We start from the raw sequence: 19,711 nt of genomic DNA on the forward strand, positions 1-19,711 counted from the left end.
GATGCACGACCCCAACTCCTCCACCCGCCAGTCCGAGCCCGGCCTGTTGCGCATGCTGCAGCGAGTCATTGCGCTCAGTGGCGCCTCGCCGCGCACCTTCTATCTCGGTCTTGGCTTGCGCGGGCTGGAACGCGCGCTGGCGCTGACGCCGTTCCTGATCGGCTACGCCTGGTTCCGCGACGCCGTCGCCGGCGGCGCGCCCACGGCGCAGCCGGCCAGCATCGGCGCGCTGGCCCTGGCGTTGCTGCTGGCGCTCGCCGCGCAATGTTTGTGCGGCTACGTCGGCCAGTTATGCTGCTTTCTGGGCGCTTACCGGCTAATGGGTGGCTATCGCGAGCATGTGCTCGCCACCGTACAGCGCCTGCCCTTGCACACCCTGCGGCAGCAGCGCGCCGGGCAATTGGCGGAAGTGCTGTCGGCTGACATCAAGAACGTGGAAAGCATCTTCACCCACGTCACCGCCGATCTGGTCACGGCATTCGCCGTGCCCCTGCTCGGTCTGGCGGCGCTGGCCTGGCTGGACTGGCGCCTGGCCACTTGCCTGCTGCTGGCGCTGCCCTTGGCGCTGTGGCTGCTCAATGCCGCGCGCGCGCTGTTCCTGCGCGCCGGACGGCGCAAACAGGAGCAATTCCGCGAAGCGTCCGGGCTGCTGGTCGAGTACGTCACCGGCATCGTCACCTTGCGGCTGTTCAATCAGTTCCGCCCGTGGCTCGCCCGGCTCGACCGCCATTTCGAACGCATGCGCCAGAGCAGCATTGACGCCGAGGCCTGGGGCGCAGGCCCAGTCCAGCTCTATCGCCTCTGCCTGGAGTGCGGACTGGTGGCGCTCCTGCTGACCGGCGGTTACCTGGCCGGTGCCAGCGCGTTGCCGACGCTGCACTGGTTCCTGTCCCTCGTCGTCGCCTACAAGCTACTGGACCCGCTGCTCGATGCTGCCGTCTACTTGACCGTGCTGCGCATCGCTGCGCAAAGCGAAGCCCGCATCCAGGCCGTGCTCGAACAGCCGCCGCTGCCGCAGGCCGTGCCCGACCACACAACGCCGCTGGCCTTGCCGGCGGGCTATGACATTACCTTCGATGCAGTCGAGTTCGCCTACCAAGATGCCCAGCCGGCCAGGGCGTCGCGTTGGCACTTGCAAACCCTTTCGTTTCATGTGCCCGAGCGTAGCTTCACCGCAATCGTCGGCCCGTCCGGCGCGGGAAAAAGCTCACTGGCCCACCTGATCGCGCGTTTCTTCGATCCGCAACAAGGCCGCATCCTGCTCGGTGGCGTCGATCTGCGCCAACTCGACAGTGCGGCGCTTTACCGGCGCATCGGTATGGTGTTCCAGGACGTACAGTTGTTCGACGGCAGCCTTCTCGACAATGTACGCATCGGCCGCACCGACGCCAGCGACGAGGCGGTCATCGAGGCCTGCCGGCAAGCCTATTGCGAGGAATTCGCGCAGGCCCTGCCCGAGGGCTATCACACCCGCATCGGCGAAGGCGGGCAACGGCTCTCCGGCGGCGAGCGCCAGCGCCTGTCGATCGCGCGCGCCTTGCTGCGTGATGCCCCCGTCCTGCTGCTGGACGAAGCCACCGCCTCGGTGGACGCCGAAGCCCAGCACCGGATCCAGCAGGCGCTGTCGCGGCTGGCTCGGGGCAGGACAGTGATCATGATCGCCCACCGCCTCAACACCATACGCCACGCCGACCAGATCCTCGTGCTGGACCAAGGCCGGCTGGTCGAGTCCGGCTGCCACGACGCCCTGCTCGCCAAGCAGGGACTCTATGCGCGGCTCTGGCACGGCCAGCATGCCGAAGAGATCGACGCCGAGGTTGAGGATGCGCGTTGAGCGCCGCGGTGCACGCTGAGCCGCCCGCCGGCTTTCTGCAAGCCGATAGCGGCTTCGACGCTTTCGGGCCGGCCCACGTCGCTTTGCGCGCCACCCATTACGAGCTGCGGGCCTTTAGCGACGCGCTGTACCGCCATTACGGCATCGAGCAGCCGCCGGGTATCCGACGCGCCGTCGCAAAACGGCGTGCCGAATTCCTAGCCGGCCGCCTGTGCGTCGCCGACGCCATGGCCGCTCTCGGCGTGAATCCCGCGCCAGTGGCAATCGGCGCGCAGCGCGCGCCGGCATGGCCGCATGGGCTGGTCGGTTCGATCAGCCATGCCGAAGGCCTGGCCCTGGCTGCGGTTGCTCGCAACGATCAAGTCCATGCGCTCGGCATCGACTGCGAACGCTTGCTGTGCGCCGCTACGGTGGCCGAGGTGAGCGCCAGCGTGCTGCGCGCGGAAGAGAGGCGCTGGGCGGCAACGTTGGCGCCGTGCGCTCGGCAGCGGTTCGTCACCTTGGTGTTCTCAGCCAAGGAAAGCCTCTTCAAAGCACTCTATCCCAGCGTCAATGCCTATTTCGACTGCCAGGACGCCGAAGTCTTCGCCGTGGACGCAGACCGTTTCCAGGTCCGGCTAGCGCGCACCTTGAACGCAGGCTGGCGCCAAGGCCAGTGCTTCACCGGGCGTTATCGCACATGCGGCCAGCATATGGCCACGCTGCTGGTGGTGAGCGCGGTCTGAAGCCGACAACGCGCACAGCGACAAAAACTCCCGATAGGAGCACTGACACGACGGTTTCGGGGAGTTCGCCCCAGGCCGTCGCTGCGACATTATGGGAATGATTCTTGTTTCTCATCATCTCAAAGCATGACCGCATGCCTATGACCAAGCCTACGTCAGCGCATCACGGCACAATGCCAGCCACCCGTAGCGCGCTGCAGCCGACCCTGATTGCCGTGGCGCTGGCCATCCTGCCGTCACTGGCATGGGCGCAGGCCAGCGTAGATCCCGTCACGCTGCCCGCCATCGAAATCACTGCCGAAAAGCGGAGCGCCAGAGCCCAGGACGTAGCCGTCAGCCTGTCGGTCAAAACCAGTGCCGACCTGGAAGATGCCGAGATCCGCTCCCTCGCCGAACTCTCAAGCCTGGTTCCGAATCTGAACCTCTTTTCCTGGGGCGGCCGGCGCGACACCAACGTCTTCATCCGCGGCATCGGCCCGGGACTGTTTACTGAACCCACGGTCGGCTTCTATGTCGATGGCGTCAACTACCTCGGCAACGGCTTGTTCGACCTCGACCTGCTTGACATCGAACGCATTGAAGTGTTGCGCGGCCCGCAGGGCACGCTCTATGGCGGTAACTCACTGGCCGGCGTAATCAACATCGTCACCCGTCCTCCTGCGGACACGCCGCAAGGCAAGTTGTCGGTGCAAGCCGACGATCGCGCCACGCGCGGCGTCAAAGGCGTGCTTGACGTGCCGCTGATCGCAGACACCTTGGCGTGGAACCTGGCCTTCGCCGGCACCGAGGGCGACGGCTACGTCAAGAGCGGCATCACCGGCAAGAAGCTCAACGCGCGCGAAGACTACTCGCTACGCTCCAAATTGCGCTGGACGGCAAGCCCTCGCCTGACGTTGAACTGGAGCCTGGACGCGGAGAGTTTCTCCGGCGGCTCCTATACCTACGGTCCGCTGGAGGATATGAAACGGGACCGCTACACCTCGACCACCGTCTTGAGCGGCAATGACCAGCGCGAGTCACTCGGCAGTGCGCTGCATATCCGCTGGGCGGGTGATGATGTCGACCTCACCTCGGTGACCAGCTGGCGCGACTGGCGCTCCAACAACCGAATCGACCAGTTGAGTGCGTCCTACGGCTTCTACGACAGTCATAGCCGAGACACGCTGACGCAACTCACCCAGGAACTGCGCCTAGCCTCCAAGGGCGAACCGACATTGGGTTGGCTGGCCGGCCTATACGCTTATGACACCACGACCCGCTCCCGCTCGGTCAGCAACGCCGACTATACCGGCGTGGTGCTGGGCGGCCCGATCACTGACCGCTATGCCTACAACAAAGACAGTTTCGGCTACGCCCTGTTCGGGCAGATCAACTACCGGCTGACGGACACGCTCACCCTTAGCGGTGGCTTGCGCATGGATGACGAAACCCGCAAGCTTGACGCGCAAGTCAACCGCCAGAGCATGGGCACCGACTACCCACTGCAGGGGCGCCTGTCGTTCCGGAAGTGGCTACCCAAAGCCACGCTGTCGTATGCCCCCGCGAAGAACACACTGTGGTATGGCACTGTTGCCAAAGGCTACCGCGCGGGCGGCTTCGACACCTTGTACCTGGATCGTGAGCGTCCAACGTTCCGGCCCGAAGAGAGCACCAGCTACGAATTGGGCTACAAGGCTTCCTGGTTCGAACAGCGCGCCGAATTCAGCGCCGCGCTATTTCAGACCGACCTGAAAGACCAGCAAGTGCAGCGCATCATCCCCGGTGCCACCGCCTTCAATGTCGTCACCGACAATGCAGGCCGCGGCCGCAGCCGTGGGCTGGAAGCCGAAATCCGCGCGCTTCCCGCACGCGGCTGGATGCTCAGTGCAGGCGCCGCCTATACGCAGACGCGCTTTTTGCAGTACCAGTTCGACCAGGCCACCGACTATGCCGGCAATCGTTTCCCTTTCGCGCCGCAGTTCAGCGCCAACCTGGCGCTGCAGCACCGACGCCCGCTGAACGACGCCTTATACGTGCTGGCCCGGGTCGATCTGCAATACAAGGGCAAGCATTATTTCAACGCCGCCAACACCCTCAAACAGGACGCCTATACGTTGGTCAACCTCAAGCTCGGCGTTGAAGCACAAAGGTGGGATGCCTATCTCTGGGTGAAGAACCTGACCAACCGCTTTTACGCCACCGTGATCTCGCAGCAGGGACTGGTGCCGCTGGCCGAGATCGGCAGCCCTCGCACTATTGGCGCCACATTGACACTGCGCTACTGACGCGCCAAAACAGGGTTCCCCATGTTGAATCACGTTCACTCAGCTACCGTCACGCAACGCGCCGGCACGCCGGCCGCGCCCCTTACAGCGTGGTTGCGCTGTTGGCTACCACGCCCCCAGGCCCGGGTGCGCCTGCTCTGCCTGCCCCACGCCGGCGGCTCAGCCAGCTTCTTCCGCCCATGGAGCCTGGCATTGCCGGCGTGGATCGAAATGTCGGCTATCCAGTATCCGGGCCGCGAAGACCGCATCAACGAGGAACCCGTGCGTGACCTGCCAGCATTGGCCGCGCAGATCGCCCAGCAATTGCAGGCCGCGCCGCGATGGCTGGACCGGCCTTATCTGCTATTTGGCCACAGCATGGGCGCAGCGCTGGCATACGAGCTGAGCTTGGCCCTATGGCGCGCCGGCTGCCAGCTGCCGGGTCACCTGCTGCTATCGGCTAGTGAAGCGCCCAGCCGCCGACGGCCAAGCCGATTGCACGCCGGCCCGGATGCAGCGCTAATCCAGGAGGTGCTGCGACTAGGCGGCACCCGAGCCGCGGCGGGGTCCTCTCCCGAATTGGTCGCGCTGATCCTGCCAGCGTTGCGCGGGGATTACCAGGCCATCGAAACCTATGCGCCGCGCCCGGACCGCCCATGTCTGACGACGCCGATTACTGCACTAGTCGGTGACAGCGATACGGAACTGTTTCCTTGCGACGCCCAGGCTTGGGCCGAGGAGACCACTGGCGCCTTCACGCTGCGGCGTCTTCCTGGCGGCCATTTCTACCTGGTCCCGCAGCAAGCAGCGGTGCTCGCCACTGTGCTTGAGGCCGGTGTGTCGGTACCACAATCCGCGCCGTGGCCGAGCACACCTTAACTGGCCCGCCCGCATGCCCGCCGACATCGCCCTCTCCCGTCTGGACGCCTCGATGGCACGCTGCGGCGTGACCTTCGTCTGCGGCTACCGTTTCCACGGCGCCATTGACGCGGAGCGACTACATCAGAGCATCGCCGGCGTCCTTAGCCAAGTGTCCCGACTAGCGCGCTCGATCTGCAGCGATGCGCGCGGACGCGGACACTGGCAAGCGGCGCCAGCCGCCAGCGAGTACTTCTGGACCATGATGGTCTCCGACCTGGATGCCGGTTATCGCCAAGTATTCCGCGATGTCTTCGCCTTGAAGTCGCAGCGCCGCTGCGCCCCGATGTTCTTCATTCTGATGCGTACCGCGTTGTCGCCAGACGAGTTCATGATTCTCCAGTGCGGCGATCACAGCCATTGTGATGGCGGCAGTGTCGCGCTGCTCTTCAACCAGGTGATCCGCTACTACAATGCGCTATGCGCCGGGGATAGCCCGGTGATCGAAGGCATACAAGCTAGCCTGCGTCGATTGACCTCGCCTGCCCCCGACGCTATCTACGCCTTCGGTCGCGGCAAGACTTTGATCCGGCTTGGCCATGTCCGGCATCTCGCCAATCTCTGCCGGCTTGCCGCCTATCGCACGACAGACGCTGGCCAGTATGCCACCCCCTATCCAGCGATGGCCGGCCAGCTGGCACGGCACTCTCCGCAGATGGCGCAATGCGCGAGCGTAAGCTTCGATCTCTCCCGACTGATGCGCCAATGCCAGGGACAAGACCCTGACCTCACGCCTAACAGTTTGGTCTGTGCGTTGATTGCCAAGGCCTTGTATGAGCTGAACCACGGCTCGCGCAAGATCGCGCACACCGACACGATCAGTCTGCGAATCTTGATGGATATCCTGCCGCCCGCGCTGCGCCAATGCTGCATCGGCAATTACATCGCCTATCTGCCAGTAACGGTCGCCGGCGGACAAGCGCTGCACCAGATCGGACGGCAGATCCAGAACCTGCTGCTTGCCTGGCAAGCCATGGGCGCCCATCTCAGCCTGTACAAGATGCTTGAATTCGCCCTCGCCCGTGGCTTGGCCGGCGGTTTCAACGATACGACCTCGTGCACCCTGTCCAACTTTTCCAATTACCAACTGGACCGGCATCCAAACTGCCTTGCCGGCGCGCAGTGCCGCGACTATGTGGCGAGCGCCAACAGCAACCCCAAGGACCTGATCGGCGCACGGCTAAACAACCGGCCGGTCCTGTCCTTCCGCTTGTCGCCCGCCCATCGCCTGCAGCTCGGGTTTTTTCATACGCTGGGAGATCCCGGACTGAATCGGCAGGTCGCTGATCAGATAGATCGCATCATTCAACGCTAAACGCCGCAGCCGACTGCAGCGTGCTTGTTTCCGTTCTTTCTAAATATTCAAATGACCAGCACTCATGACAACAGCAAACATAAACTCTGCCCAACGCATTGTCATCATGGGCGGCAACGGGCGGGTCGGGCGCGAAACAGCACGTTATCTGCTCAAGCATACCCACCACGCTCTGGTCCTGGCGTCGCGACAGGGCGCTCCCGCAGATGACACCAGCTCGCTGCCGGTCTCGTCCCGGCTTTCCTGGATCCGGCTGGACGCGTTTGACCGCGAGGCGCTCAAAGCCATTTTGTGCGATGCCGCGCTGGTCGTCTCCTGCGTCGGCCCGTCCGGCCTGATTGGCGACCGCATCGCCAGCGTCTGCCGGGAAGTGGCGACTCCCTTGATCGACGCCGGGGGCTACGACCCCCTGCTCCAGGCCCTGGAGGCTGCCGAACCGTCGCCGGTTCCGCTGATCATCAGCGTCGGCCTGCTACCGGGACTGTCGGGATTATTCCCCAAATACCTGATCGAGCGCAGCGCGCTTGGGCGCAGCCCGCTCAGCCTGCGCACCTACTGCATCGGCCGCGATGCATGGAGTTACAACTCGGCCTGGGACATCATTCATGGCCTCGGCGACTTCGGCCAGCGACGCGGTTTCCCCGAAATTCGCAATGGCAACCATCAACGGCTGCCATTGCACCGGGCTAGCCATCGAACCTGCTTCCCCAAGCCGGCGGGCCGGGTCACCACCCTGCTAATGCCGGCCGAGGAGCTAGCACGCTTGGCGCGTCAGCTGAACATCCCGCAGGCGCGCGCCTACGGCAGCAATATCGGGCCGCGCGCGGCCATGGTCTGCCTGCTGGCCAAGCTGTTCGCGCTCTATCGTCGCCATGAAACCATCGCGTGCGCCGCGAAATGGCTGGTCCGCGCCGCGCGGCAGGATATGCGGCATTTGCCGCCGGTATACGGCCTCAAAGCGGAAGTGCGCTACGAAGACGGCGAAAGCGCTAACGCGACGCTGATGATCTCTGACACCTACCGGGCCACTGGTGCCACCATCGCGATTGCCGCGCGCTGCTTGCTGGAAGGCCCCGCCATTCCCCCCGGCGTGCATCTATTGCATGAGGCCATGGACTGCCAGCGCTTCGTTGCGCTGTTGCAGGTCGAAGGGCTGATCGTCATCGATGGCTTGACGCAATCCGTAAGCCCCGTCAGGCAGGAGTCTGCGACATGAAGCCATTCTCGAACTTGCCGCCAGCCCGCATTGTCGTCATCGGCGGCAGTGGCGAAACCGGTCGCCGCATCTTGCGCATGTTGCGCGCCCGGCACCCGACGCTAATCCTGACCAGCGCCTCGCGCCGCGCCGCCATTGGGGACCACCTTCCCCCTGACGTGCGGCACATCGCTATCGACATGCGCGACTCTGATAGTGCCATCGCAGTGCTACGCCAGTTCGATCTGGCCATCCTCGCTCTCGGCCCCATGAACGCGTTCGCCGCCACACCGCATGCGCTATGCCTGCAAGCGGGCATAGATTGCATTGACATCAACGACAACCTGGACGCCGCAGACGCGATCCTGGCCTTGGACAGCGAAGCAAGTCGCGCCGGCCGACGCATTCTCACGGGCATGGGGCTAGCACCCGGGCTATCGACACTATTGCTGATGCAGTTGGCGCGGGAACTGGCTTCGCCCAGCGGCACCTACCGCAGCCGCTTTTACGCCGGCGCGGCCTATGGCGGCGGCGAGTCCAGCCCCCATGCGATCCTGGACAGCTTCCGCTCCCAGCGCACCTGCTTGACACAGGGCCAGCGCTGCCAGGAAAGCACACCACGCCGCGATGCTCGGCATCAGTTCCATTTTCCCGGACAGCGCGAAGCGCTGCCCTTGATCCCCTACTCGAGCCCGGAAATCGCCGGGTTGGCCAGCGCGCGCGGCAGGACCGGCTGCGCCGCCATCGCCACGCTAGACGCGCGTTACCACATCCAGTTTCTGTCACCGGGCATGGCCAGCCTGTTCGCACGCCTCGACCGCGGGCGCGGTATGCGCCAGCGACTGGCACGCCTGTTCTACAGCAACGGACAGTCGATCAAACGACGCAAGAACGCCGACCCGGACTGCAGCCTATGGGTGTACCCCGACGACCGGCCGCAGGATGGCCTGTTAGTGCACGGCGGCATTTCGTCCTACGATTTCACCGCCGCGATGGCTTGCGCTGCCGTCGAAACGATGCTCGACCGCGCGCTCGATGTCCAAGCCGGGGCGCATGCGGTCGAACATTTGCCAGACACGGCGCATGCGGCGCTGAGCGCCGCGCTGCGCAGCCACGGCGTCACCTATCGGCGGGCCAGTGATCTCCAGTACCAACGCGATCCCTTGCATTTCGGCTGGTGCCAGATCGTCGCCGACAAGGGGGAAGATTGGCCGCACTATGCACAGTGCTGGTATGACATAGCCCTCCATCCGCGCATGAGCGCGTTGCAAACCCGCTACCTCACCGAGTCGGCATTGTGGCGTCAGCTCAAGGCCAGCCTGTCGCCGCTGGGCCTTGCCCGCTTCGTGGCTCGGGTGATGCTCCACTGGCGCCGCCATTACATCGCCCTGGCACCAATGCGCAAGCGGCACGCCACGCAAGCTGGGCATTGGGCACGCATTACGCGCGATATCAGCATGTTCACCGCCGGCTATAGCCAGGCTCGCGCGCTGCTGGGCCAGGAACAGGCGTTCACCCTGTACCGGCGCATGTTTCTCGACACTGGGCGCATGGAAATGCGCTGGCTCTGGCCAATGCCGGAAGTGGTCGCGGAAAGCGCGTCGCCAGAGGTCGGCATCCGGGCGTACTGGCAAGCTTTCGCCGAACGCTGTCGAGAACTCGGCCTGCTGTCTGGCAACAGCACCGCCCAAGGCTACGACGTCGCGTACTGCGCTTATGCAGACATGTTCGGCCAACTTGAGTGCCCCGAACTCGGCAATCTGGTCAGAGAGATGGAGTGCGAGGCGTTGACGTACATGGCATCGGCGTCGCGGGTGCGCATAGACTGGCGCCAGGAAGAGTACGGACGGGCCAGCATCCGCATCGAAACGGCCTCGCTTGCCGATACCGAAGCACGTGGGCGCACGACGGGCGAGGAAGCGTGTCCGCCGCTATGAACTGACCGTCACGCAACGCGCTGCTAAGGCACGAAGGGGGTGGAAATGCTGGTGACCGTTTGCCAACCTAGGCGTTGCGCACGGCGCTGGGCAACATACCGAAATGTTTGCGAAAAGCCGAACTGAAATGACTGACGTTGCTGTACCCCAGCATCATCGCCGTTTCCGTGACATTGTGCTTGCGCAAAAACTGCCTCGCTTGCCGCATACGCTCCGCCTGGAAACAGGCATAGATGCTACTAGCGAACAGACTCCTAAAGCCCTGTTTCAACTTGAATTGATTCAGTCCCACCTTGCGGGAGATTTCGGCGATGGTGGGCGGCGCACTGAGATCGTGCAAGAGATAGTCCCTCGCCTCCAGCAGTCTGCGGCGCTCCCGCAGGCAGATATCGCCATGCCCGCAGTCTGCGTGAAATGCCTGCAGATGCCAATAAAGAAATTCGAGCGAGGCGGAGGACAGCAAGAGCTTGGCATCGCGGGCCTGTTGAAAACAGTGGACCAGTTGTCCCGCCGCCGCGCTCACACGATGGCAGCCACGGCGGCTACGTGTAAAGAAGCGGTCGACGGTGATGTCGTCCACCAACGGACCGTCGCCACCGGCCAACTCCATGAGCAACTCGAAATCAACCATCAGTTCGACATCAAGCAAACTGCAGCAATGCGCTATGTCAAATCGTTCACCATTCGCGAACCCCACGTTCAAGTCGCCAGGCGACATCGCGATGGTCTGGCCCCTCACCTTGGCCTCGAACCGCCCTTGCATCAAGTAATTGAAGTGAATGTAGTCGCTCTGGTGTTGATAGGAAACCGCCTTCACAGGTTCGGACTGGCGGCTAGACGAAACGAGGTTGATGATCAGGCCGCGCTGCAACTCGACACACTCGGCCTTGATATCGAGTAGATCAATCTCCTGCTGCTCGCGATTCATGGTCTCACCCTTCCATTCAGATTGCTCCACATATGACATTGATGACGATCATCGCCCCGCTAATCCAACTGGAGACTCGACAAGCGCAGCAATACCCTCGCGCAAACGGTTCCACAGTCCAATATAATTGCTAATGCTTCTCATTACAATGCATATTCAATCCACTCGCTTCCGCCCTGTCAGCTGCCTTCTCGTTTCCAACGAATGGATGCGAGGCCCGGAGCTGAGTGCTCATGCCGGCGCCCCAGCTAGTGGAGGGGCGCAGGCTATGCTGACGGCCAAGGCAGCGCTGGGGAGAACCAGGCTGCCGTGGTCCTCGCCCTCAAGCAAACGGAACTCGGCCCGCAATCCCTGCACGCCCTGCAGGCTCTGCGTGAGGGCGCGGGCAGAGCCGACCTGCTTGCGCGCCTGCTGGCGGCGCGCGCGTTCCGGATCCGCGTTCGGCACGCCTTCTTCGAGGCTGCCTGCCGTGATCAGCAAGCCGACGGGTGGCTCAAGCGGCGACGCCTGCCGCACGAAGTGGTCCCGGAATGGCAGGATGGCGCGATCGCCCCACCAGATCGACGGGCTGGCCGCAACGTAGTTCTGAAACATGCGGCTGCGGGTGAACAACGCGTACAAGGTCAGCAATCCGCCATAGGAATGGCCGAACAGAATCTGCCGTTGTGGGTCGATGGGAAGCTGCCGCGCCAGCCACGGCTGCACGTCATGCTCGATAAAGGCCAGGAAGCGATCTGCGCCGCTGCGGCTCGCTCCGGGCGTCGGGCCCGGCATCGCGGCCAGAGTGTAATCGTCGGTGCGCCCCTGCATGTCGTAAGGCCCGTCCGTCGCATATCCCAGCCCGACCACTACCGGTGTACTGGCCCGCGCTCCATCGGGGCGCGCCGCGCGGTTGCGCGCCAACTGCGCGAGCAGGGGAAACGACGCGTTACCGTCCAGCGCGTACAGGACGGGATATCCCTGCTGCGGCGCCGGCTCCGGCGGCAATGCGACGAAAATGCGCCGGCGTTGCCCGGCGATCGTCACGTCGAGCTGCCGGCTCGCAGGGACCTGAACGGGCGGCGAAGCGGCGAGGCTCGGCAAGTCACGGGACGAGGCGCCGGATCTCATGGCCGTGAGGCAGCCGGAGAGCGCGCCGCCCAGGCCCGCCAACAGCAGCGTGCGGCGCGTGATGGTTGCGGATATCGGCATGTCAAAGCCCGAGGCTCGTCCAGTATTCGCCCTGCAGCGCGACCGCGCAGAGCCGCAACAAAAATTTGCTTGTCTTTCTCACGCCGACTCCGATAATGCTAATGATTCTCATTTCATTTTATCCTGGAAAGGATGTGTGTTGTGGCGCCGTTTGTTTGGCAAAGCAACGAAATGGTTTGCGCTGCCCCGCCGGATAAGCAGTCGGCGCCGCCAAGCTCAAAGGGGTAGGCAGCATGGATGCGCGCGAAGACCGTCTTCTTGATCCCGGCAAGCCAGGATTGGCTACACACATCGCCAAGATCCGTGAGATGCGACCGGGCCTGCGCATGCACGCCGATGACGCGACGGACGAATTCAATGGCACCGTCTCCGGATGCTGCGCCCCCGGCCTGCACCTGGTGGTGCTGCTCGAGGGAAATCTGGACCTGTCGTATGGCAATCGGCGCGTGGTACTGACGACCGCCTGCCCACGCAACGCACACGAGCTATCCCAGCGGCCACCGGGCTACGCGAAGGCGTTCCTGATGAACGCCATCGAACCCGAAACCTTCAGCCGTCGATTCAGCAAAGGAACCTATGCGCGACGACTTAGTGCCGTCGTCTCCGGCGAATGGCTGCAGCACCTCCAAGAGGCCAGTTGCGCAGCGATGCCCGCGCGCTTGCGTTCTCTGCTGTCTTCTCACCTGCTGGCGCAGCCCTGGCAACCTACGCCACGCGCGATAGCCTTGGCCGAGCAGATCGTCCGACCGCCAGCCTTTGAACCGATCTTGCAGGCGATTTACCTGGAAAGCCGCATGCTGGACCTGCTGGCAGAGGCATTGGCACCGCCGCGGGGCAGCCAGAGCATCATCCACAATATCGCGCAGCCAAATGCGACAGGCCTTAGCTCAAGAGGGTATTGCCGCATGGCGGAGCTGCGGGCATTCCTTAGCGGCGCGGCAGCCAACCAGCTTTCGCTCGAGGATATGGCGCGCCAAATGGGCATGAACGCCAACACCATGCAGCGGCAATTCCGTACCGCCTACGGCACGACCATATTCGACTTTTTGCGCGAGAACTCCCTGCAGCGAGCCCGGCTGGCGCTGGAGCGCGACGCCCTCAGCATCAAGCAAGCTGCAGCACTAGCCGGCTATACCAGCCCTGCAAATTTCGCAACTGCCTACAAACGGCGCTTCGGGGTGACACCGAAACTTGCCCGGCGCAGCGGTCAGCGCTGAAGACAGTCGCGCAAACAAGTTCGTTTCTTGCACAAACACTTCACATGCCTTCAACGCAGATAATGAAAACGCGAATGACTCTCATTACCTAAATTGAAACCATGTCACATTCCTTACCCTGTTTTGCCCTCAAGTCCGTAGTGGCTGCCGGCGTCCTGGGGGCATCCGGTGCCTGGGCGCAGATACAGCCGGCGAAGCCATCAGATGGCGAGGTAACGCTGGAGGCCGTGGTCGTGACTGCCAGCCAGCGCGAGCAGGCCATCAAGGAGGCGCCGGCCAGCATTTCCGTGATCACGCGCAAGGACATCGAGGCCAGACCATACAACTCGCTGGCCGACATCCTGCGCTCCGTGGAAGGCGTCAGCGTGGTGGGCGCCGGGCCGAACGACCAAGACATCTCGATCCGCGGAATGCCAGGCGAATACACGCTGATACTGGTGGACGGCAAACGTCAGAATACCCGGGAGACGATGAATCGGAGCACGGCTGGCGTTCAAGGCAATCTGCTACCTCCGTTGAGCGCGATCGAGCGCATCGAGGTGGTGCGGGGCCCGATGTCGTCGTTGTACGGCGCGGATGCGATGGGTGGCGTGATCAACGTCATCACGCGCAAGGTCCCCGAGAAATGGGGCGGCACGGTCACCGTCGGCGGCGTGTTGCAGCAGGAGAAAAACCAGGGCGACACCCGGAGCGTCGATTTCTGGGTCGGCGGCCCGATCAAGAAGGATGTGGTCGGCTTGCAGGTGTCGGGCAAGGCGTTGCATCGCGGCGAGGACAATATCTATTACCCGCTCAATGGCACCAGCGGGGCAAATGGTCAACGCGACCTCAGCTTTGACATCAAGCTGGCGGTCAAGCCGGCGCGCAATCAGGATCTCAGCCTGAATGCGGGACGAGAGCAACTGACCTATCTCAGCACGCCTGGACGGAGCATCGCGGTCGCGACACCACGCAATGTGCCGACGACCATCGTTGAGACTCGCCATGCGCGCGAGTACTGGGGCGTCACGCACAATGGGCGATGGGACCTCGGCAACTCCACCTTGTCCCTGTATGGAGAGCGGGGCACGCAGGACCAGTGGACAGCATCGGGCCGGACTCCGGTCAAGCCGGCGATTACCGACACGGTGCTCGAAGGCAAACTTGAGGTGCCATGGGCAGGAGAGCGCAATATCCTGACCGCGGGTGGTCAGCATATCTGGTCCCGGCTGTCCGGCGTGGGAAGGCAGGATGCGGTGCCGAAGGGGCATGCGCCGAATTCGGACAGCATCAAGCGCGATGCCTGGGCCCTGTTCGGCGAGAACGATTATTTCGTCAACAGCAAATTCACGCTGACCACGGGCTTGCGGCTCGACCATGACGATCGGTATGGCAGCCATGTCAGCCCGCGCATCTACGGCGTATACAAACTCAGCCCGACATGGACGATGCGCGGCGGCGTGTCCTCTGGCTTCAAACCCCCTACCCTGCGTCAGAGCACTGCTGGCTATTGCATGACAACCGGCGGCGTGGCGGGCGCTGTCCCCGGCACCTTGTGCGGGAACGCGAACCTCAAGCCCGAAACCAGCCTCACGCAGGAGCTGGGCGTGCGTTACGACCAGGGCAAGAGTCAAGTCAGCCTCACCCTGTTCAACAACCTGTTCAAAAACAAAGTATCCAGTTATGACACGGGGGTCGCTGACCCCAGCTCCCCTGGCCGCAATATCTACGCGTACAACAATATCGACAAAGTCAAACTGTACGGCCTCGAACTTGGCGCCGGCACGCATCTGGCCACGCAATGGAAAATTTCCGGGTCGTACACGATGACCCAATCGCGACGCGAGGGCAAAGCGGAAAGAGCATTCGATGGCAGCTCGCTGAACGGTTACCCATTGGATAAGACACCAAAACACAAGCTCAATATGCAGGTGGATTGGACACCCCTGCCCCAGCTGAATCTCTATGCCGACATCAACTACATCGGCAGGGAGCAATGGGCAGCATTCCGGAATGGCGCCCGGGGCGTACGCGAAAGACCCTCCACCACCACGTTCGATCTGGGCGGCAGGTATCGCATATCCAAGAATCTCGCACTCAATTTTGGCGTGCTGAACCTGACAAACAAGATGGTACCCGTGGACGACCGTAGTCGCGCCAACGGCTTGAGCGGCAACTGGATGGTGGATCAAGGCCGCCGCTTTGCGCTGAGCCTGACAGCTCAGATGTGAAGAGCTTCAATCGTACTCACGGCGCTACTTCCCATGAGTTCATTAATGATGCGGTCCATTTAGATTGTTCGCATGACGATTGGCTCGTTCGTCATTGCTTGGCCATGGCCAGCACAATGAAAAGCAGCCCATTGCGCATGGCCGGGATAGGTGAAAAGAAACATGGGGACCGGTATGCGAATCCTTCCACGTCAACCTAAGTTGGGGCAGAAAGAATGAATGCAATTCCTCGCGCGGAATCTTCGCTCACGACACAGATCCTCCTGGACCTATACCGACCAGATTCCCGTCTTTTTCTCTCCAGCCCCAGTCATACGTTGCTGGCCCAGGATGTCATCGACGAAGTGCCTCATTCGGATGATCCGCTAGGACAGCGTGTACAGCTTGCGCTGAACCGAGCCAGCGACACGGGGCATCCGAACGCGGTGGCGGCCGGCGCGATCCCGTTCGATGTTGGCAAGCGCGCAGCGCTTGGTGTCGTCCGCGCGTTGCTGCGTGCCGGGCCCTTGACCGTTTCGCAGGCGCCGCTGCCCGCAGCCGAACGCTACGCGACGCGTGCAGTTCCCCCGGGCGACGCTTACGCGGCTGGGGTGGCGCAGGCCATAGCGAACATTCACGCCGGATATCTGGACAAGGTCGTGCTGGCGCGGGTGCTGGAATTGTCCGGCGAGCACCCGGTAGATGTGCGCGCATTGCTCACCCGTCTCGCGGCGCGTAATCCCCACGGCTACACCTTCTCGGTGAAGGTCGGCGAAGGACGCACGCTGCTCGGAGCCAGCCCCGAATTGCTGGTCAGCCGCTACCAAGGCGTAGTGCGGGCCAATCCGCTGGCTGGATCTGCCCCCCGCAGCAGCGACCCGCTTGAAGATCGCCGTCGCGCAGAAGCGCTGATGGAGTCCGCTAAGGATCTGGAAGAGCACCGCGTGGTTGTCGATGCGGTGAAGGAGAGCCTGGCTCCGCTGTGCAAGACGCTGAATGTGCCCGGGCGGCCAGCGCTGATGCATACGGAGACGATGTGGCATCTGTCGACTGAAATCGGTGGCACGACACAGGCCGATGCATTGACGCTGGCACTTGCATTGCATCCCACACCCGCGGTGTGCGGCTATCCGCGCAGTGCCGCGCGGGAACTGATTCTGCAAACCGAACCGTTCGATCGCGGCTTTTACGCCGGCATGCTGGGCTGGGTGGACGCGCGCGGCGACGGCGAGTGGATCGTCACCATCCGCTGCGCGGAAGTCGCCGCTAATACCTTGCGTCTGTTTGCCGGAGCTGGCGTGGTGAGGGATTCGCTGCCGGATGGGGAGCTGGCGGAAACGACGGCCAAGTTCCGCACGATGCTCGACGCAATGGGTGTGGCGCATGATGCCGCGAGCGGTGCGGCGACGGAGGTAGCGGCATGATGCAGGCTCATTGCACGCCCTGGCCGGATGCGGTCGCGAATGAGTATCGCAGGAAGGGATATTGGCAGGGTCAGTCCTTTCCACAGTGGTTGGCGCGACTGGCCGAGCAATATGGCACGCGTACCGCGTTGGTGCAAGGCGAGACGCGTTGGACATACCGCCAACTCGCGGATGAGGCACAGCGTCTGGCCGGCGGTTTCGTCACACTGGGGATTCGCCCGCGCGATCGCGTTGTGCTGCAGTTGCCGAATTGCGCTGCGTTCTTCGCCGTTGTCTTCGCGCTGTTCAGAATCGGTGCGCTGCCGGTCTTTGCACTGCCGGCCCACCGCAAGCAGGAGATCGGCTATTTTTGCCGGCATGCCGAAGCGGTGGCCTATATCGCGGCGGACCGTCATGCCGGATTCGACTACCGTGAACTGGCGAAGAGCGTGCAAGCGGAAGCGCCGACGCTCAAGCATGTGCTGATAGCCGGCGATGCAGGAGGTCACATCGCGCTGGACAGCTTGCCTGCACGCGTAGACGAATTGCCCGCGGCTCCCGCCGCCAGCGACGTCGCCCTTCTACAGTTGTCCGGCGGCAGCACCGGCACCCCGAAGCTGATCCCGCGCACGCATGACGACTATCTCTACAGCATTCGCGAAAGCGTGCGCATCTGCGGCCTGACCGAGGACAGCGTCTACCTGTGCGTTTTGCCCGTCGCGCACAACTATGCAATGAGTTCGCCCGGCACACTGGGCACGCTGCATGCGGGCGGTACCGTCGTGTTGAGCGACAGCGGCAACCCTGATGCGGCCTTTCTGTTGATTGCGCGGGAACGGGTGACCATCACCGCGCTGGTGCCGCCACTCGTACCGGTCTGGCTCTCGGCCGCCTGGCGGCGCCGGGATGCGCTGGCCAGTTTGCAGGTGGTGCAGGTCGGAGGCGCCCGGTTCGGCGGCACGCTGGCGCAGCGGCTGGAGATCGGGTTGGGCGCGAAGCTGCAGCAGGTGTTCGGGATGGCCGAAGGACTCGTCAACTATACGCGGCTCGATGACCCTGTTGATGTGGTGGTGCGCTCGCAAGGCCGCCCGATTTCGCCGGACGATGAAATCCGCATCGTGGATGACGAGGATCAGCCCGTCGCGCCGGGCGAGGTGGGGCATCTGCTGACCCGCGGCCCTTACACCATTCGCGGCTATTACAAGGCCGATGCGCATAACGCGCGCGCCTTTACGCCGGACGGCTTTTACCGCACCGGCGACCGTGTGCGCATGACGGAAGCGGGCTATCTGGTGGTGGAAGGCCGCGCGAAGGATCAGATCAATCGCGGCGGAGAGAAGGTCTCGGCTGAAGAAGTGGAGCACTTTCTGATGACACATCCCGAGGTCGTCGATGCGGCGCTCGTGCCGATGCCCGACGCCTATCTGGGCGAGAAAAGTTGCGCCTATGTGATCCGCGGCAATCCGGCGCTGCACGCGGCGGGCCTTTTGCGTTTTCTGCGCGCGCAAGGCATTGCCGCCTACAAGATTCCTGACCGGGTCGAGTTCGTCGACGTACTCCCGAAGACGGCCGTCGGAAAGACCGACAAGCAGGCATTGCGCCGGGACATTGCGAATCGGCTGGCTGCCGCTGAGGTGGCGGTCAGATAAATCACGGTGAATGAACAGCTTATAACGCGTCATTCATCGCATCAGGTAAACACTCTTATCGTTGATATGGCAATCCCAAAGATCTCCTCTTACACCATGCCTGCGGATTTTCCTGCCAATCGGGTGGCATGGCGTTTCGACGTCAGCCGCGCGGCTTTGCTGGTGCACGACATGCAGGACTATTTCCTGGATTTCTATGACCGTCAGGCGGCTCCCATTCCTGATCTGCTGGCGCACACACGGCGCCTGATCGATATCGCGCACGCCACCGGCATGCCGGTGTATTACACCGCGCAACTGCCGCAGCAGACGGCAACCGAACGAGGCCTGCTGACTGACATGTGGGGCCCGGGATTGACGGCGCAACCAACCCGCAGCGCCATTTGCCCGAGCCTGGCCCCCGCGCCTGGCGATCATATTCTCGACAAATGGCGCTACAGCGCGTTTCAGCGTTCAGAACTCGAATCCATGCTGCGCCATCAACAAAAGGACCAGCTTGCCATTTGCGGCGTCTATGCGCACATCGGCTGCTTGATGACAGCCTGCGAGGCGTTCATGAGAGACATCCAGCCGTTCTTTGTCGCCGATGCGCTGGCCGATTTTTCACCGGAGGCGCACCGTATGGCGCTTGACTATGTGGCGCAGCGCTGCGGCAAGGTCGTGCGCACGGAAGAACTGGCCGCCGGAGTCGCCGCGCGTGGCTTCGTCAAGCCGCCGTCGCTCGCCGCGCTGACGGCACAGGTCGCGCGCAGCCTGCAGATAGCGGAAACGGAACTACAGCCGCAAGACAACCTGATGGACTGGGGACTGGACTCGGTGCGCATCATGGCCTGGGTCGAGGAATTGCGCCAGGCTGGCGCGGACGTCAGCTTCGTGCAATTGGCGCAGGAGCCGACGCTCGCCGCCTGGTGGCGATTGCTGCAAGGCGCCACCCACACGCGCGCATGAAGCGAGTGTTCCTATACAC

The 19,711-nt window shown here is 63.2% G+C and carries 14 protein-coding genes; 12 read left to right on the plus strand and 2 right to left on the minus strand.

Annotated features, from left to right (window positions below; all coding sequences use genetic code 11):
* Window position 1: 1 nt before the first annotated feature.
* The 7 genes from AC1RQK_RS08370 to AC1RQK_RS08400 all read left to right on the plus strand — a co-directional run bounded on the left by AC1RQK_RS08370 (window position 2) and on the right by AC1RQK_RS08400 (window position 10,167).
* Window positions 2-1,834, plus strand: a complete 1,833-nt coding sequence (locus tag AC1RQK_RS08370) for an ABC transporter ATP-binding protein (RefSeq protein ID WP_492808478.1) — start codon at window positions 2-4, stop codon at window positions 1,832-1,834.
* The gene (locus tag AC1RQK_RS08375) at window positions 1,831-2,559 is read left to right on the plus strand and encodes a 4'-phosphopantetheinyl transferase family protein (RefSeq protein WP_492372523.1); all 729 of its coding nucleotides are present in this window, start codon (window positions 1,831-1,833) and stop codon (window positions 2,557-2,559) included. The genes AC1RQK_RS08370 and AC1RQK_RS08375 overlap by 4 nt, the downstream gene beginning before the upstream one ends.
* Before the next feature lie 215 nt (window positions 2,560-2,774).
* The gene (locus tag AC1RQK_RS08380) at window positions 2,775-4,823 is read left to right on the plus strand and encodes a TonB-dependent receptor (RefSeq protein ID WP_492372522.1); all 2,049 of its coding nucleotides are present in this window, start codon (window positions 2,775-2,777) and stop codon (window positions 4,821-4,823) included.
* 21 nt (window positions 4,824-4,844) lie between these two features.
* Window positions 4,845-5,681 (plus strand): thioesterase II family protein, encoded by an 837-nt coding sequence (locus AC1RQK_RS08385; protein ID WP_492372521.1) that lies wholly within the window; start codon window positions 4,845-4,847, stop codon window positions 5,679-5,681.
* 13 nt (window positions 5,682-5,694) lie between these two features.
* Window positions 5,695-7,035, plus strand: a complete 1,341-nt coding sequence (locus AC1RQK_RS08390; protein ID WP_492372520.1) for a hypothetical protein — start codon at window positions 5,695-5,697, stop codon at window positions 7,033-7,035.
* Window positions 7,036-7,099: 64 nt separating this feature from the next.
* Window positions 7,100-8,251 carry a saccharopine dehydrogenase NADP-binding domain-containing protein gene (locus AC1RQK_RS08395; RefSeq protein ID WP_492372519.1) on the plus strand — a complete coding sequence of 384 codons (1,152 nt, stop codon included), beginning with the start codon at window positions 7,100-7,102 and terminating at the stop codon, window positions 8,249-8,251.
* A complete protein-coding gene (locus AC1RQK_RS08400) occupies window positions 8,248-10,167 on the plus strand; it encodes a saccharopine dehydrogenase NADP-binding domain-containing protein (protein WP_492808482.1) in 1,920 nt (639 codons plus the stop codon). The genes AC1RQK_RS08395 and AC1RQK_RS08400 overlap by 4 nt, the downstream gene beginning before the upstream one ends.
* Window positions 10,168-10,234: 67 nt before the next feature.
* Here the strand turns inward: AC1RQK_RS08400 and AC1RQK_RS08405 are convergent, their stop codons facing one another.
* Window positions 10,235-11,095 (minus strand): helix-turn-helix transcriptional regulator, encoded by an 861-nt coding sequence (locus tag AC1RQK_RS08405; RefSeq protein WP_492808484.1) that lies wholly within the window; start codon window positions 11,093-11,095, stop codon window positions 10,235-10,237.
* A gap of 231 nt (window positions 11,096-11,326) precedes the next feature.
* Window positions 11,327-12,286: an alpha/beta hydrolase gene (locus tag AC1RQK_RS08410; RefSeq protein ID WP_492372516.1), complete on the minus strand. Its 960-nt coding sequence runs from the start codon at window positions 12,284-12,286 to the stop codon at window positions 11,327-11,329.
* 308 nt (window positions 12,287-12,594) lie between these two features.
* On the opposite strand from AC1RQK_RS08410, the gene AC1RQK_RS08415 reads away from it, so the two are divergent.
* From AC1RQK_RS08415 to AC1RQK_RS08435, 5 genes are all read left to right on the plus strand, one after another.
* Window positions 12,595-13,503: a helix-turn-helix transcriptional regulator gene (locus tag AC1RQK_RS08415; protein WP_492372535.1), complete on the plus strand. Its 909-nt coding sequence runs from the start codon at window positions 12,595-12,597 to the stop codon at window positions 13,501-13,503.
* Between the two features lie 101 nt (window positions 13,504-13,604).
* A complete protein-coding gene (locus AC1RQK_RS08420) occupies window positions 13,605-15,713 on the plus strand; it encodes a TonB-dependent receptor domain-containing protein (RefSeq protein ID WP_492808486.1) in 2,109 nt (702 codons plus the stop codon).
* 215 nt (window positions 15,714-15,928) lie between these two features.
* Entirely contained in the window at window positions 15,929-17,116 is a 1,188-nt protein-coding gene (locus AC1RQK_RS08425) for an isochorismate synthase (RefSeq protein ID WP_492372514.1), read from the plus strand.
* On the plus strand, window positions 17,116-18,744 hold the full coding sequence (locus tag AC1RQK_RS08430) for a (2,3-dihydroxybenzoyl)adenylate synthase (protein WP_492372534.1): 1,629 nt from the start codon (window positions 17,116-17,118) through the stop codon (window positions 18,742-18,744). The genes AC1RQK_RS08425 and AC1RQK_RS08430 overlap by 1 nt, the downstream gene beginning before the upstream one ends.
* 6 nt (window positions 18,745-18,750) lie before the next feature.
* Complete coding sequence (locus tag AC1RQK_RS08435; RefSeq protein ID WP_492372513.1) at window positions 18,751-19,692, plus strand: isochorismatase; 942 nt, start codon at window positions 18,751-18,753, stop codon at window positions 19,690-19,692.
* The last annotated feature ends 19 nt before the right edge of the window (window positions 19,693-19,711 follow it).

This window comes from Cupriavidus sp. GW822-FHT02D05, assembly GCF_058802485.1.